Raw genomic sequence first — 15,171 nt, forward strand, 5'->3', positions numbered from 1 at the left:
ATAGATAATCAGTTATAATTGCCTTCAGAATGAATGCACTCAAAGTTGCAACTGGTTACGGGTCAGTTCGAGGTGTTGGCGAAAGCCTACGCTAAGTTTCTCTTATATTTCCGAACAATCAGTAACTTTGAAAGGTAACTTTTTATCATGAGTGACGTAAAAATGGACGACATTATCAGTCTGGCCAAGCGACGAGGTTTTGTGTACCCCGGAAGCGAGATATACGGCGGGATGGCTGGTATGTACGACTTCGGCCCATACGGCGTAGAGTTACTCAACAATCTCAAGAAGGCATGGTGGAAAGAGCAAGTCTACGACCGTGATGACTTTTATGGTCTCGACTCTGCAATATTTAAAGAGCCAAAGGTCTGGGACGCATCAGGTCACACTAGCGGTTTTTCCGACCCGCTTGCTGAGTGCAAGAACTGCCATATGCGTATCCGCGTTGATAAAGAGCTTGAGAGAGTCGGGGTAAAAGCCGATGAAAAGATGAGTGAAGAGGAGCTCAATGTGCTCTTTGATAAAAACCGTGACAAGATCCCGTGTCCGAATTGCGGCCACAAAGAATTTGGGCCGGTTCGTGCTTTCAACTTGTTGGTAAAGACTAATATGGGTGACTTGAGCGGCGATCCAGACCTGAAACATCCAGTATATTTGCCGGGTGAAGCGTGCCAAGGTATCTATCTTAATTTTAAGAATGTCGTTGATACCACGCCAGCCAAGATACCATTCGGCATCGCACAGATTGGTAAAGCATTTCGTAACGAAATATCTCCACGCAATTTCCTTTTCCGTACACGCGAAATGGAGCAGGCTGATACGCAGTACTTTGTACGCCCTCATGAGAACAAAGAGGCGTATGAGCGCATCAAAAAGGCTCGATTCGATTGGTATATCAAAATGGGTATCAAGGCCGAGAACTTACGTTGGCACCAGCACGATAATCTAGTGTTCTATGCGTCTGATGCATGGGATATTGAATACAACTTCCCATCCTATGGGTTTGATGAACTAGAAGGCGTACATGATCGCACCGATTACGATCTGACTCAACACTCTAAGTTCTCAGGGACCGATTTATCGTATGTCGATCCGGTTTCGCGAGAGAAGTACATTCCTTGGATTCTAGAAACGTCAGTGGGTATGGGGCGTATGTTCTTAGCGTTTCTGAGTGACGCATATCATGTGGAGGAATTGAATGGGGAGCAACGTGTTGTGCTCAAGCTCAATCCGGAGTTGTCACCTGTAAAGGTTGCAGTTAGCCCGTTACTGAAGAATAAGCCAGAGCTCGTTGAAAAAGCAGCCGAAATACATACCCTGCTTAAGGGAGAATTTGGGGCTGTCGCCTGGGACGACAACGGTAATATTGGGAAGCGTTATCGTCGTCAGGATGAGATTGGGACACCATACTGTGTCACTATCGATTTCCAGACACTTGAAGATGGCACGGTGACCGTCCGCGATAGGGATACTACAGAGCAGAAGCGGATTGCAAAGAACGAACTTGTCGACAACCTCAAAGCGGCAATTCGATAAAAGGAGTGGTAGTGCCAAAACACAGTGCCGGAGTACTTTTATTTAGGCGTGTAGGTGGGAATGTTGAGGTATTACTTGCTCACCCAGGTGGTCCCTTCTGGGCGAAGAAGGATTCGGGTGTTTGGTCTATCCCAAAAGGTGAGTTTAGCGAAGACGAAGATCCGAAGCATGCCGCACAGCGTGAATTCATGGAAGAGATTGGCCATCAAGTCCCAGCTAAAGAGCTTATTGATATAGGCGAAATTAAGATGAGTAGCGGTAAGATCGTGACTGCATGGGCAGGCGAAGGCGATTTGGACCCGAACATGCTCGTGAGCAATACTTTTAGCATGGAGTGGCCACCTCGCTCTGGAACGCAGCAAGAGTTTCCGGAAGTTGACAGGGCCAGATGGTTCACTCTCGTTACAGCCAAGAATAAAATCCTCAAGGCTCAGGTACCGTTCATCGAAAATCTAGCCACTCATCTTTCAGTTGATATTAATAAACCAGAAAAGGATGACCCTTCTTCTCAGCTGAGCCTTCTGTAGCACTGTGGTATGCTAGTCGTGATATTGCGAAAGTAGCTGAGGAGTCTGAGTTATATGTATAAACAGATCATCTTCGCGTTATGGGTCTTTATACCCGCTGGTCTCGCAAACGCAACACCGGTCTTCTTGGCCAAGTTCAGAGTACTAAAATTTCTGGATAAGCCAATGGACTTCGGCAAGAAGTTGAGGGGTAAGCCAATATTGGGTGCCAATAAGACGTGGCGTGGCCTACTCGGAGCGATGGTAGTTTCGAGTCTTGTTTTTTGGCTCCAGAGATTCGCTTATATGCATCATCATTGGGCGATTACAGCTTCTAGAGGTATTAACTATGCGCATCTCAACCCTTGGGTCGTCGGTCCTGCTTTTGGTTTTGGCGCTCTTGTGGGAGATGCCATCGAAAGTTTCTTCAAGCGTCAGATAGGTATTGAATCCGGGCATACTTGGTTTCCATTTGACCAGATCGACTACGTGATTGGCGGCCTTCTGGCGATAAGTCCGTTTATCCGGATGAGCTTTTATGAATATCTCTTCATCCTTCTGGTCTGGTTCTTGCTTCATCTCGTCACAGTTTGGGTGGGCTACTTGACCGGTTTTAGAGAGCGACCGATATAGCTACTTTACTGGCCTTATTGGGTATAATGAGTACAGCCTATGAGCCGATCAGAACCAGTACTTACATTCCCCAAACGTTTTTTCTGGGGAGCGGCCACTTCAGGACATCAAGTCGAGGGTAAAAACCGAGATCAATGGACGATCTGGGAGCTTGAAAACGCGCCAACGCTTGCACAGCAGGCCCGTTATGGGTTAAACACCTTACCTGATTGGGATGAGATAGAAGAGCAGGCCACCAATCCTCGTAACTATATATCGGGTAAAGGGGTCGACCATTACAACCGATACGAAGAGGACTTTGATATTCTTGCCAAGCTGAACATGAATGCTTTTCGCTTTAGTATCGAGTGGTCCCGAATTGAGCCGAGAGAAGGTGAATGGGACCCGCTTGCTGTCGAACACTACAGGTTGTACATACACGCTTTGAAACGACGTAACATCGAGCCGTTTGTTACCCTGTGGCATTGGACAATGCCGGAATGGTTTGTCCAAAAAGGGGGGTTTGAGAAGCGAGCGAATGTTAAGTATTTCGTGCGCTTCGCTACAAAGATACTGGACGAGCTGGGTGAAGAGTTTCGCTACGTGACGACAATCAATGAGCCTGAAGTCTACTCGGCGCTGGGCTATTCGACAGGTGAATGGCCGCCACAGAAAGAGAGTAAACTTCTTACCCTCAAAGTCTACCTAAATCTTGGCTATGCTCACCGTAAAGTTTATAAAGCCGCAAAGACAATCAACCGTAAATTCATTGTTGGTCTGTCGACCAATATTGCCCACAACTATGCTGGGGATAACGCGATCGTAAGTAAAATTACAGCCAGGCTTGTGAAGTGGAGCACGTCTCGTTTCTTTTTAAACCGAGTTCACCGCCACCTCGACTTTATCGGCCTCAACTACTACTTCTCAAACCGCTACTATGGATATCGTGTCCATAATCCAAACGAACGCATCAGTGACTTGGGCTGGGATATGCAGCCGCAAGATGTTGAGCATGTCCTTGTCGACCTCTGGTATCGCTACCGGAAGCCGATCATTATCACCGAGAGTGGAGTGGCAGATAGAAAAGACCAGTATCGTAAGTGGTGGATAGCCGAAACGGTTGGTGCTATGCATCGAGCTATGAAGCAGGGAGTTAACCTTGATGGTTATATCCACTGGAGCTTGCTTGATAACTTCGAATGGGCCTACGGCTTTTGGCCGCGGTTCGGATTAGTAGCCGTTGACTACAAGACTGGTGAGCGGACAGTACGACAGAGCGCCATTCTATACGGCAGGCTGATTAAGCGAGTGCGAAAGCTATAAGGAAATCAAATGTCGACAGTGGTTAAGGGGGTCAAAATAGTTGTTATTGGAGGAGGGACTGGCAGCTTTGTATTACTCGACTCTCTGAAGAACTACGTTCAAGACTTGGCCGCGCTCGTTAATATGGCCGATGATGGCGGCTCAACCGGCGTTTTGCGTGACGAACTGGGGGTTTTACCGCCGGGAGATGTTCGACAGTGCCTAGTGGCTCTCTCAAAGTCATCGTTAACAATGCGTAATCTCTTTAACTATCGCTTTCCGACGGGAAGTTTCGCGGAAGGACATTCATTTGGCAACCTGTTTTTGACAGCAGTGGAGAAGATGACTGACAACTTTGCTGAAGCAGTCGATCTTGCTAGCCAGGTCTTAAATATTACAGGTCAGGTTATTCCGATTACTAACGAAAAAGTAAAACTTGTCATGAAGTTAGGCGATGGGAGAGTGGTTAAAGGGCAATCCGCGGTTGATGAAACTGACTTTAAAGGAAGCGTTAAACCTAGCATGTCACTTGAACCACATGCCGAGATAAACCCGGCTGCCAGGAAAGCAATACTAGAGGCTGGGATGGTCGTCTTCGCTCCAGGTGACCTCTATGGTTCGCTCGCACCTGCACTTGTCGTCAAAGGCGTGGCCGAAGCAGTCAAAGAGTCTCGTGCCAAGAAAGTCTATGTTTCTAACCTCGTGACACAAGCTGGTCAGACCGACGGCTTTATGGTGCACGATTTTGCCGACGAGATTGAGCGCTTTCTCGGTGTCGGAGACGTCCTCGACTATGTCTTATATAACACCCAAAAGCCAAGTCCCGAACGGCTACATGCCTATCTAAGGGAAGGTGAGTCGGCAGTTGGATCGGACAAAGTAGCTTTCGGCGAGGCGCGCTATAAGCCGGTCGGGGCCAAACTGGTCTCGTCTGCCACACCACACCAGAACCCAAGTGATAAGCTGAGGCGTTCCTTTATCCGACACAACGGTGACAGAACAGCGCGGCAGCTTCTGAGGATTTACTTAAATGATGACTAGGCGCTCACAGATTAAACGTCTTTATCTCGATCTGGATCGGACCCTCTACATGACTGATAGAGCGCTCAAGCTAGTGGCAGAAGAGTGTGAGAAACTGTGGCGTGACAAGGGTATAACCGCGCAGCGCTTAATTCAGGAAGCCCCACGATATTACTCGAGTGAAGATCCAAATGCGCTGCGAACTCACGAATTCTTCCGACAGATGTTGGCATATGGAGTTGATCTGAGGACTGAAGGAGGTCGTCTCCGAGATTCACTAAGTAAATATGATCTGCTATTTCCCGACGCTCGTGATTTGCTCGACTATGTCGATACTCTAAATGATCTTGAAGTGAAGATCATCACCTTTGGAGAAGAAGATTTTCAAAAGTTTAAGTTATCACTTCTGCCAAGGCTTGCAAAATACCCGGTGATTATCACTATGGGTGAAAAGGCTACTTATATACGTCGCCACGAGAAGAAAACCCCATCTTTAATTGTTGATGATAAGACAAACCCATCACTACCAGCTTGGTGTGAAGGAGTGCTGCTCGACCGTACGGGCAATACCTCTAGTAAAGACTTAGATCAAGAGAGTGGAGAACTAGTTGTTAACGGGCTAGATGCTATCAAGTCTCTTATCACATCTACAAGAAGTGTTGATTTGATATAAAAGTATCACCCAGTCAATAGCAGTTAAGACTTACTGTATCTGTAAGTATATTGACTTATCATTATTTTTATGCTTAAATTTATTTCATAGTATATAACACCAAAATAGGCAAAAATGGACACCCTCAGACTACCCGTACAGCACGATGATGAGCGTCAACAAGAGCGACAGACGCCTGAGTGGTTGGCGACTTCGGAGTTTGATCTTGATCGTATGACACCCCCTGGAGTGCTTCATGTGAGTTTGAAGGGCGCAGAGCATCGTCGTCGAATCTGGGAGTCGGGAATAGGGCCAATCAATCGCCGGTTTAATTTGAGTCGGTGGGAAGACACTCCTCTTTTAACAGGGAGAGAGGCACGCCATAGACTTGGCTTCCCAATTGGAGCGTTGCTCGGTGTTATTGATCTACCAGAGACAGACCGGGATATACTTAGGACCCCACGCGAGAAAGCTACACTTGAAGAGCAGCTCAAGGTCTATCTTTTCGCTGGACCAGATAACCGAGTTCTCGTTATGGGTGGCCATGAGATCCGCAGATTGAGGGATTATCGACGAGCATTCAGGGGTCGGGAACACAAAGAAGGCCCACAGTTCGGCGATTCAATCGTTTCTCTCGGTGTTGGTGACAAGTTGGTTATAGGTCGTGACTGGTGGCTCCCTGGCATGGGCTATCAGACTAACATACTACAACTTGACGAAAATCTTGCTCGGACGTTTGGATCAGTGTCACGCGAGCACGCGACCGTTGAGATCAACGATAACGACGAGATAATCGTCAACAATGTTAGCGCGATGAACGACATAGAAGTAGAATTTGGCACTCCTGCCTCCGGAAGCCATGCAAGCGAAACGCCTCTTCCAGTGAGCGAGGTACTTCGTCGTACGGTTTTGCCACGAGGTGGGCGACATACTGCTGAATATGTTCGCAGGCATAGGTCTCCAAGTCCCCACCGATCACTCGACGAGACTATGTTATTTGGTCCCCAAGGCCTTACCGAACGTTTTGTTCACTTTTATCGGACTGCTACATTCGGTAAGCTAGGTGGCCAGCATCGATAACAGTAGACGTTATGGATAAGCAGATAAATACCGCTATTATCATGACTGCAGGATGGGGAACCCGCTGGCTCCCTCTAACCAAGGCAGTTGAAAAATACATGGTTCCTCTCGGTTCTCGCCCGGTTATCGACTGGAAGGTACAGGAATGTGTCGATGCAGGGATCACGCATATCATCTTTGTTGTTAACGAACAACATGCTCAGCTCAAACGATACTTCTCGCCACGCCCTGTTCTTGAGAACTATCTTGAACAGAAGGGCAAGAACAAATGGCTCGACGAAATACGCCAACCACAATATAAAGGCATTAAGTTTGACTATATTGTCCAACCATCAGTTGGAATTTACGGCACAGCCGTGCCCCTGAATATCGGATACGATCTCGTATCGGAAGGTGAGACTATAGCCGTATTTAACGCTGACGACACTACTTTCCGAACCGATGGCACCAATGAAGTTACCGACTTCTTCAAGTCGTGGCGGGAGAGCGAAGCATCAAATGCCATTATGGTTACCAAACTGGATATCGAAGATGCTCCCAAGTACGGTGTAGTTGCTCACACTGATGACGGAGACTTTATTGAGATCGTTGAGCAACCAACCGTTGAAGTTGCCAAGACCATTCAAAATCCGACCAAGAACATTAACGACTTCATCTTTGGACCTGAAGTTCGAAGGATCTGCAAAGAATATATCGAAACTAAGGAAGACGACGGTAAAGAGTACCGCATAACCGATGTTCTGACTCAGGTTGCTAAGGAAGGCCACGGCGTCCATGTCTACACCATGAAAGGGGAGTGGCTTGATTGTGGTAACCCAGGTGACTGGCTCCGCTCCAACCAAGTAGTCGTCGGTGCAAAAGAACGTTAAAGATATACACAGTCCTGGTAAGATCAGTGTCGTCTCTCTTATAGTTTGTCCACTAATCTGTGGATAACTCACTGCTTGAGTGGGTATAGGTGTGGGTAAAGTACTTGTCAGTGGGTAAACGTGGGTAGTAGACTAGATCCAGTGGGTAAACGTGGGTAGAACTAAACAGGCTACCTCCATAAAACAAAAACCACTGCACAATAACAAAACAAAATATACGTCATGACCACCGTGGACTACTTCGAAAGGAAACTCGACGACAAACGTCGGCTGACCATTCCAGCCGAACTCAGAGGAGAGTTTGCCAAAGGAGTGGTGATTACGCGTGGATTTCGAAACGACTCCATCCACATCTATTCAAAAGAGGTGTGGGAGGAGCAAGTCGAACCTCAACTGAAGGGATCTATCCTCGATGAGCGGGTTGCGGATTTGAATGTACAGTTTCGAATGGGCAAGAGTGAGTCATCACTCGACGTAAAACAGGGGCGCATCGTCATCGAGCAGCACCTCTTGGATTACGCAGGCATCACCGGTGACGTAGTAGCAGTGAGAGGCGGCTCGTTCTGGATCATCATGTCCAAAACGAAAAGCCAAACGTTTCGCCCAAAGCACATTAACAAATAGGGAATAATCGGCGACTCCGAGGTCAACTACCTGGCAGTCAGTGGACGGTCCGTGAACAGCCGTCAAAGTACGTGTTCAAGTACCTAAGATGTTTTTAAGAAAACACCTCCCAAAAAACTCCACCTCACACATAAGTCTCTCAAGTAATAACTTTTACAGTAATGGGTTATTAACAGAGAATCCGCAAGGATTCTCCTACCACAACAACTCCATTAGTATAGAGTTCCATTACAATACAAAAACAAAAACTATACACAAAAACAAAAAACACTGACGCCAGATAGGTGACCTCGAGTATGAAAAATAACACACCACAGCAACTCCATCAGCCGGTCCTACTTGAGCAGGTCATATCGCTTCTTGCCCCGAAGAAAGGTGAATCATACCTTGATTTGACGGCAGGTTACGGTGGGCATGCAGAGGCGGTCCTGGCCACTACTGGAGAGCCTAAAGAGATTGTTCTTGTCGATCGTGACAATGATGCTATTGCCTCATTGTCTTCGTTCGCAAAACGTGGAGCGACTGTTATGCACTGCGATTTTTTTAGTGCAGCTCAGAAACTCCATGAACAGGGTAGATCATTCGATATGATTCTCCTCGATCTCGGTGTGTCGTCACCACAGTTAGATAGAGCAGAGCGGGGCTTCAGCTTCAAGTATGCAGGTCCTCTGGATATGCGTATGGATGAGCGAGAGACCAAGACTGCTGCTGAACTGGTTAATCACGCCAGTGAAGCAGAGCTCGTGCAGATTCTCAGCCAGTTTGGTGAGGAACCAAGGGCACGAAGGGTCGTGAAAGCGATCATCGAAGCCAGGCCGATCCAAACGACAGATGAACTCGCCACAGTCATTGCTCAAACTATTCGTCGAGGGAAGAGTAAGATTCATCCAGCGACGCGCACCTTCCAAGCAATACGCATCGCCGTCAATCGAGAGCTCGAGCTACTTGAAGCGACACTCAAGCTGTTGCCAGAACTGCTGGCACCAGAGGGCAGAGTTGTTTTCATCAGCTTTCACAGCCTCGAAGATCGCTTAGTGAAACGGTTCCTACAAGATCATTCAGAGGGATACGAAGCCGACCTGAAGATCACGACCAAGAAACCGATTAGCGGTGCAACTGAAGACGTCCACAACCCGCGAGCCAGGAGTGCTAAACTCCGAGCCGCAGTGAAAATAAACATGAAAGGGGCACACATCTATGCGCATTAAAGTCGTAGATCGCTCCCCGGAAGTGACGCGAATCGTCGTTAAGAAACGCGACTAGCTGATCTTAAGGGTGGACAGCTCAACCACGGATGAGTCTGTCTACCCGAAAATAAAAACAAAAAGGTACTACATAACAAATGTCCTACGAAACAGCCGCAATCGAGTCACGTATGTGGCGACGCAACCAAAATACCGTTCGTCATCAGATCTCAGCAGCCTCTCTCGGGCCTGTTGCACAGATGGTGATCATCGCTATGCTTCTGGCCGTCCTTGGCATGATCTATCTCACTCAGATCACAAAGACGAGCACGTATGGCTATCAGTTACAGAGTCTTGAAACTCAAAAAAGCCAACTAACAGAGCAGAACCAGCTACTTCAAAGTGAAGCAGCACGTCTGCAATCGATGGGCCAAATCCAGAAGGGTAGCAGCAATCTGGTTACTCCAAACCAGGTAAGTTACGCTCAATGAAGCTCAGTTAGGCTTCGGGTGGTCTGAGTATGAAACCACAATCAGCCATCACAAATCGTATCAAAATTTTATTCATTCTGATGGCAGTTTTTGGTGTCATCTTCATCGTGCGCCTCTTCTATCTGCAGGTGTTCGAGTATAACTACTATCAGAATCAAGCTGCTGCTCAGCAGCTTAAAGAACTGACTATCCCCGCGACGCGCGGGCTTATTTATGCCGAAAACGGGGCAAACAGCATCACGCCCATGGTCCTGAATCAACCGGTCTACACTCTCTATGCAGACCCTAAGTTCGTCCAGAATCCTCCACAGACGGCCGCCGCCATCAACAAAGTTATCGGTGGTGATACAAGCACATACGCGAAGCTACTATCAGATACAAAGCTTGGCTATGTAGTCCTGGCTACCAAGCTTAATGTTGGCCAGTACAACGCCATCAACAAACTCCAGCTCTATGGGGTAGGTCTGCAGCAAGTTTCTGAACGAGTCTACCCGAATGGGGGTCTCGGCTCTCAGCTTCTAGGTTTTGTTGATGCCGATGGAAATGGTCAATACGGAGTAGAAGGCTATCTCAACAGTATGCTGGCAGGTACAAACGGTCTCTTCAAGGCGGTAACTGATGTACGAGGTATTCCGCTGACAACAAGTAAGGAAGACGTTCTAAAGCCCGCTAAGGATGGCTCTAACATCCTGCTTACCATTGACCGTAATATTCAGTGGGAGGCCGAACAGGCGCTTGCACAGGGCCTCAAAAACGCCAAAGCCACGTCAGGAGGACTCGTCGTTATGGACCCATCGACAGGACGTGTTCTCGCGATGGCAAACGTGCCGACCTATAATGTGGCAAACTATCAGAATGTCAGCAACTACTCGGTCTTCCAGAATGGGGTAGTCTCACATCTTTACGAGCCGGGTTCAGACGTCAAACTCTTGACCATGACTGCAGGTATCAACCAGGGGGTTGTTACCCCTGACACGACGTTCAATAATACGGGTTCGGTGTCGGTTGATGGCTATACAATTAGTAACGTCGAGACACATAACGGACCAACAACCATGCAGGTCGTCTTGAACCTGTCGCTGAATACGGGAGCCGTCTATGTTCTACAGCAGCTTGGCGGGGGTAATCTTGACCTGCAGGGTCGCAATACGCTCTACCAGTACTTCACGCAGCGCTATGGCTTTGGGCAGAAGACCGGGATTGAACAGAGTGGGGAAGAGCAAGGCATCATCTTCTCACCGACTAACGTCCAGGGAAATGACATCCGTTACGCTAACATGAGCTTTGGCCAGGGTATGGAGGCAACCATGCTTCAGGTCGCCTCTGCAGAGTCGGCTATCGTGAATGGTGGTACATACTACCAACCTCAATTGCTCGCAGGAACGGTTAATAACGCGGGCCAAGTTGTAACGGCGACCAAACCGAAGGCATTACGAACAAATATCATCAGTAGCACAACAGCTTCAACGATGCGCCAGATGGCTTACACCGCGCTTCACTCAACGACGAACTTTACGTCTAACAACACTGCCGGTTTCTACACCGGTGGCAAGACGGGTACCTCGCAAACAATCGATCCGCACACAGGTCAGTACACCAACAATAATCCAATCGGAAGCTATCTTGGTTTCAGTGGTGGTAACGGTAGTAATGGGACCCCTAAGTATGTGATAATGGTACGTGTTGATGACAACAAACTTCCAGGTTACGCAGGCAGCGTAGCCGCCGAACCAATCTTTGCCACTATGTCGAACTGGTTACTTAACTACTACGGGCTGGCACCATCTAACTAGGGGGCGCAGGAAGGAACTATGGGCGCACTACTCACCACACAGCAGTTCAGCGGAGACGTTACTTCGGGCTTAGCACTGGCGTTTCTCGGGTTCGCATTTGCCATGCTCCTAACGCCTATCTATACGCACATTGCCTATAACTGGAGGCTTTGGAAGAAGCAACGTGAGTCAGCAACTACCGGTGAAAAAGCGAAGGTCTTCCAGAAACTCCACGGCGAGAAGCATATTCCGACCATGGCCGGAATTGTCACAATCATTGCCGTTGCAGCTGCTACCTTCCTGTTCAACTTGAGCAGAAGCCAGACATGGTTACCACTTGCGGCTATGTTCGGGGCGGGTATGGTCGGTTTTGTCGACGACATCATCAACCTAAGAGGAGTTGGTCAGGGTATTGCGGGCTTAAATGCCAAACTGAAGCTGCTTCTCATCACTCTGGTGGCGGCTGCTGGTGGCTGGTACTTCTACTTCAAGCTGGGCTATAACATGATCTACCTGCCGTTCTTTGGAGAATGGCACCTTGGCGTATGGCTCATACCGCTCTTTATCATCGTCATTATCTCGACATCTAACGCAGTTAACATCAGTGACGGGCTTGATGGGCTGGCTGGTGGTCTGTTGACGATTGCCTTCGGCGTTTACGCCGTTATCGCGTTTATGCAACACAATCTTGGTATTGCAGGCTTCTGTGCTACGCTCGTCGGGGCATTACTGGCGTATCTCTGGTTCAATATCTACCCAGCTCGCTTCATGATGGGCGATGTAGGCTCGTTTGCTCTCGGTACGGCGCTTGGAGTGGTGGCTATGCTTACCAATACTGTAGCCTTGTTGCCGATCATAGGTATAATCTTCGTGGCTGAAGCCGGATCGAGCCTTATCCAGATTGTTTCTAAGAAGGCCTTTCATCGAAAAGTCTTTATCTCTGCACCAGTTCATCATCATCTTGAAGCTATGGGCTGGCCCGAGACCAAGGTAACAATGCGTTTCTGGGTTCTTGGTCAGGTTGCCGCTGTCGTCGGCCTCATAATCGCTCTCACGGGAGGTTACGTTAAGTAATGGCTTTTCGGTCCAAAAAGCGTACGCCGACCCCGAATCTTCAGTTCACCAGTACACGCAAATCACAGAGAACTCCTCAATCGGTAGGGGAGGGGACAGTGTATCTGCGTCGACATAGGCCAGATTACATTATTACGTTGCTGATGATTGTTCTCGTGCTTCTGGGTATTGTAGTTATTTATTCGGTGAGCCCGGCCTTGGCCGAGGGTCTTAGCAGTATTGCCGGAGGGAAGTCAACCGGCATTAATATTAACCAAGTCGTCTATCGCCAGTTCGGTTATGTCGGCTTGGGTATTGTTGCATTCTTGATTACGGCATTCATTCCCCTGGAGTTCTGGAGCAGGATTAAGAACTGGCTTATCGGCGGTTCTCTTATAGCTTGTCTGCTCCTTGAGGTTCTACCAAAGGGTCTGACTCTGAGTGTCAACGGAGCAACGAGATGGCTAAACCTAGGGTTTGTCTCGTTCCAGCCCTCTGAACTACTCAAGTTCTCTCTGGTCATCTTCCTGGCAAGTTTTCTGGCATCACGTATTAAAACCAACAAGGTTAACGATAGTCGTGATACATTTTGGCCGCTAGTGCTGCTATTTGGCGTTGTAGCACTTATCGTTGCTATCTTCCAGGATGATCTCGGGACGATGTTCCCGATCATGGCTATCTTCCTCCTGATGTATTTCATAGCAGGCGTGAATCGAGCCAATTTGATCAAAATCTTTGTCGGGCTAGGCATAAGTAGTGTTGCCCTGATTGCTCTCTTTCCCCATCGAGTTGCTCGCATTCTTACCTTTCTGCACTCAAACACTAATGTCGCCGGGAGCGGATATCAGATTCATCAGGCACTCATTGCTGTCGGGAGTGGGGGATTGACGGGCACTGGTTTAGGGCAAGGTGTGCAGGCATTCGGCTATCTGCCAGAGGCATCAAACGACTCGATTTTTGCCATAGTCGCTGAGAAATTCGGTTTCATCGGCACGGTTATCGTGTTAATCCTGTTCGCTATCCTGTTTGTACGCATCATTCAAGTTATGGAGCGAAGCTCCAATGAGTACATGAAGCTTGTTGTGGCCGGTGTCTTCGCGTGGGTCTTTACTCACACAGTCGTAAATATAGGTGCTATGTTGAGCGTTCTACCACTTACAGGGGTAACATTGCCATTTATTAGCTATGGTGGCACAAGCCTGCTCTTTATCATGGCAGCAGTCGGACTCGTTATTAACGCATCGCGCTATACTGATCATCAAGCAGCTGTAACAAAAGAGGAGACGGGCAGTGAAGATTCTGGTCTGCGGCGGAGGTTCAGGGGGGCACATAACCCCAGTCCTAGCGGTTCTTGAGGAGCTCTATAAGAAAGATCCACGGCTTGAGGTCTGTTTTGTATGCGACAAGAAATTTGCCCCTCAAGCTAAGACGATTCTTGAGCAGAGTAAGGTCCCGATTACTTTCAAGACCATAAATGCCGGTAAGCTGCGTCGCTATCACGGTGTATCTTTCGCTAAACAGATTGTAGATGTTCCGACAGTTGCCAAAAATGTCAGAGATGTTTTCTTGGTTGGTGCCGGCTATACACAGAGCTTAGCTCTTCTTAGGAAGTTCCGTCCCGACGTCGTCTTTACAAAGGGCGGGTTCGTCTGTCTGCCCATGGGCCTAGCCGCCTCACAGCTGCGGATACCCTTGGTTATCCATGATTCCGACACCTTACCTGGTTTGACGAACCGGATTCTAGCTCCACGCGCTAAGTACATTGCAACGGGTGCACCACTCGAGAACTACAACTATGACAAAACCAAAACAAGCTATGTAGGAATCCCTATAAGCTCGCTTTTTTATACCAACACGGCGAATCAACGTGCAGAGCTTAAAAAAGAAGTCACGGTCGATCCGACGCGCACTCTCATCTTCGTAACGGGTGGTGGGCTTGGTGCTCAACGGATAAACGATGCGGTAGTCAAATCAGCTAAAAAACTTATTAAAGAGCACTGCGAGATTATCCATATCTCCGGAGTAGTAAACGAGAAGGACGTTAGAAAGAAGCTCGAGTCTACCTTGAGCGTAGATGATCTGAGATACTACCATCTGGAACCGTTTGCCAGTAATACCGATATGGCAAGGTACCTAAAAGCAGCGGATCTGGTCGTTAGTCGTAGTGGAGCAACCGCACTTACAGAGATCGCTGCACTTGGTAAACCTACCATACTCATTCCCAATCCACAGCTTGCAGGGGGCCACCAGCTTAAGAATACGCAGATTTACAGTGACGCAGGTGCGGCGGTAGTGGTGGATGAGACAGAATTAGAACATAGACCCGACATACTCACATCCGAACTGCTTAAACTTGCGCGCAACTCACAAGCACGACGTAAATTAGGTGACACGATGCACAAATTTGCCATGCCGGATGCAGCTGCGGATGTAGCGGCATTGCTTGTAAAAGCTGCCGGGTAGAAGCTAC

The 15,171-nt window shown here is 48.2% G+C and carries 15 protein-coding genes; all 15 read left to right on the forward strand.

From position 1 onward, the window contains the following. Window positions 1-147 precede the first annotated feature (147 nt). The 15 genes from VGS28_04495 (at window position 148) to VGS28_04565 (ending at window position 15,164) form a co-directional block, all read left to right on the forward strand. Complete coding sequence (locus VGS28_04495) at window positions 148-1,536, forward strand: glycine--tRNA ligase (protein HEV2413029.1); 1,389 nt, start codon at window positions 148-150, stop codon at window positions 1,534-1,536. An 11-nt stretch (window positions 1,537-1,547) separates the two neighbouring features. After that, window positions 1,548-2,063, forward strand: a complete 516-nt coding sequence (locus tag VGS28_04500) for an NUDIX domain-containing protein (protein HEV2413030.1) — start codon at window positions 1,548-1,550, stop codon at window positions 2,061-2,063. 54 nt (window positions 2,064-2,117) lie between these two features. Next, complete coding sequence (locus VGS28_04505) at window positions 2,118-2,675, forward strand: CDP-archaeol synthase (protein HEV2413031.1); 558 nt, start codon at window positions 2,118-2,120, stop codon at window positions 2,673-2,675. Window positions 2,676-2,714: 39 nt separating this feature from the next. Beyond that, a complete protein-coding gene (locus tag VGS28_04510) occupies window positions 2,715-3,977 on the forward strand; it encodes a family 1 glycosylhydrolase (GenBank protein HEV2413032.1) in 1,263 nt (420 codons plus the stop codon). A 9-nt stretch (window positions 3,978-3,986) separates the two neighbouring features. Next, window positions 3,987-4,997, forward strand: coding sequence for a gluconeogenesis factor YvcK family protein (locus VGS28_04515; GenBank protein HEV2413033.1), 1,011 nt, complete (start codon window positions 3,987-3,989; stop codon window positions 4,995-4,997). Then, the gene (locus tag VGS28_04520) at window positions 4,990-5,649 is read left to right on the forward strand and encodes a hypothetical protein (protein HEV2413034.1); all 660 of its coding nucleotides are present in this window, start codon (window positions 4,990-4,992) and stop codon (window positions 5,647-5,649) included. The genes VGS28_04515 and VGS28_04520 overlap by 8 nt, the downstream gene beginning before the upstream one ends. Before the next feature lie 114 nt (window positions 5,650-5,763). Beyond that, a complete protein-coding gene (locus tag VGS28_04525) occupies window positions 5,764-6,708 on the forward strand; it encodes a hypothetical protein (GenBank protein ID HEV2413035.1) in 945 nt (314 codons plus the stop codon). Window positions 6,709-6,719: 11 nt separating this feature from the next. Beyond that, window positions 6,720-7,577, forward strand: a complete 858-nt coding sequence (locus VGS28_04530; protein ID HEV2413036.1) for a sugar phosphate nucleotidyltransferase — start codon at window positions 6,720-6,722, stop codon at window positions 7,575-7,577. Window positions 7,578-7,799: 222 nt separating this feature from the next. Further along, window positions 7,800-8,201: a hypothetical protein gene (locus VGS28_04535; protein HEV2413037.1), complete on the forward strand. Its 402-nt coding sequence runs from the start codon at window positions 7,800-7,802 to the stop codon at window positions 8,199-8,201. 296 nt (window positions 8,202-8,497) lie between these two features. Then, entirely contained in the window at window positions 8,498-9,409 is a 912-nt protein-coding gene (gene rsmH, locus VGS28_04540; GenBank protein ID HEV2413038.1) for a 16S rRNA (cytosine(1402)-N(4))-methyltransferase RsmH, read from the forward strand. 134 nt (window positions 9,410-9,543) lie between these two features. After that, on the forward strand, window positions 9,544-9,876 hold the full coding sequence (locus VGS28_04545) for a hypothetical protein (GenBank protein ID HEV2413039.1): 333 nt from the start codon (window positions 9,544-9,546) through the stop codon (window positions 9,874-9,876). A gap of 29 nt (window positions 9,877-9,905) precedes the next feature. Further along, complete coding sequence (locus tag VGS28_04550; GenBank protein ID HEV2413040.1) at window positions 9,906-11,669, forward strand: penicillin-binding protein 2; 1,764 nt, start codon at window positions 9,906-9,908, stop codon at window positions 11,667-11,669. A gap of 18 nt (window positions 11,670-11,687) precedes the next feature. Continuing rightward, window positions 11,688-12,722: a phospho-N-acetylmuramoyl-pentapeptide-transferase gene (gene mraY / locus VGS28_04555; GenBank protein ID HEV2413041.1), complete on the forward strand. Its 1,035-nt coding sequence runs from the start codon at window positions 11,688-11,690 to the stop codon at window positions 12,720-12,722. Continuing rightward, window positions 12,722-14,056, forward strand: coding sequence for a putative peptidoglycan glycosyltransferase FtsW (locus VGS28_04560; protein ID HEV2413042.1), 1,335 nt, complete (start codon window positions 12,722-12,724; stop codon window positions 14,054-14,056). Before mraY ends, VGS28_04560 begins: the two co-directional genes overlap by 1 nt. Beyond that, window positions 13,992-15,164: a UDP-N-acetylglucosamine--N-acetylmuramyl-(pentapeptide) pyrophosphoryl-undecaprenol N-acetylglucosamine transferase gene (locus VGS28_04565; protein HEV2413043.1), complete on the forward strand. Its 1,173-nt coding sequence runs from the start codon at window positions 13,992-13,994 to the stop codon at window positions 15,162-15,164. Before VGS28_04560 ends, VGS28_04565 begins: the two co-directional genes overlap by 65 nt. Window positions 15,165-15,171 lie beyond the last annotated feature (7 nt).

This window comes from Candidatus Saccharimonadales bacterium (assembly GCA_035945435.1).
In the GTDB taxonomy this organism is placed as follows: Bacteria; Patescibacteriota; Saccharimonadia; order Saccharimonadales; family DASZAF01; genus DASZAF01.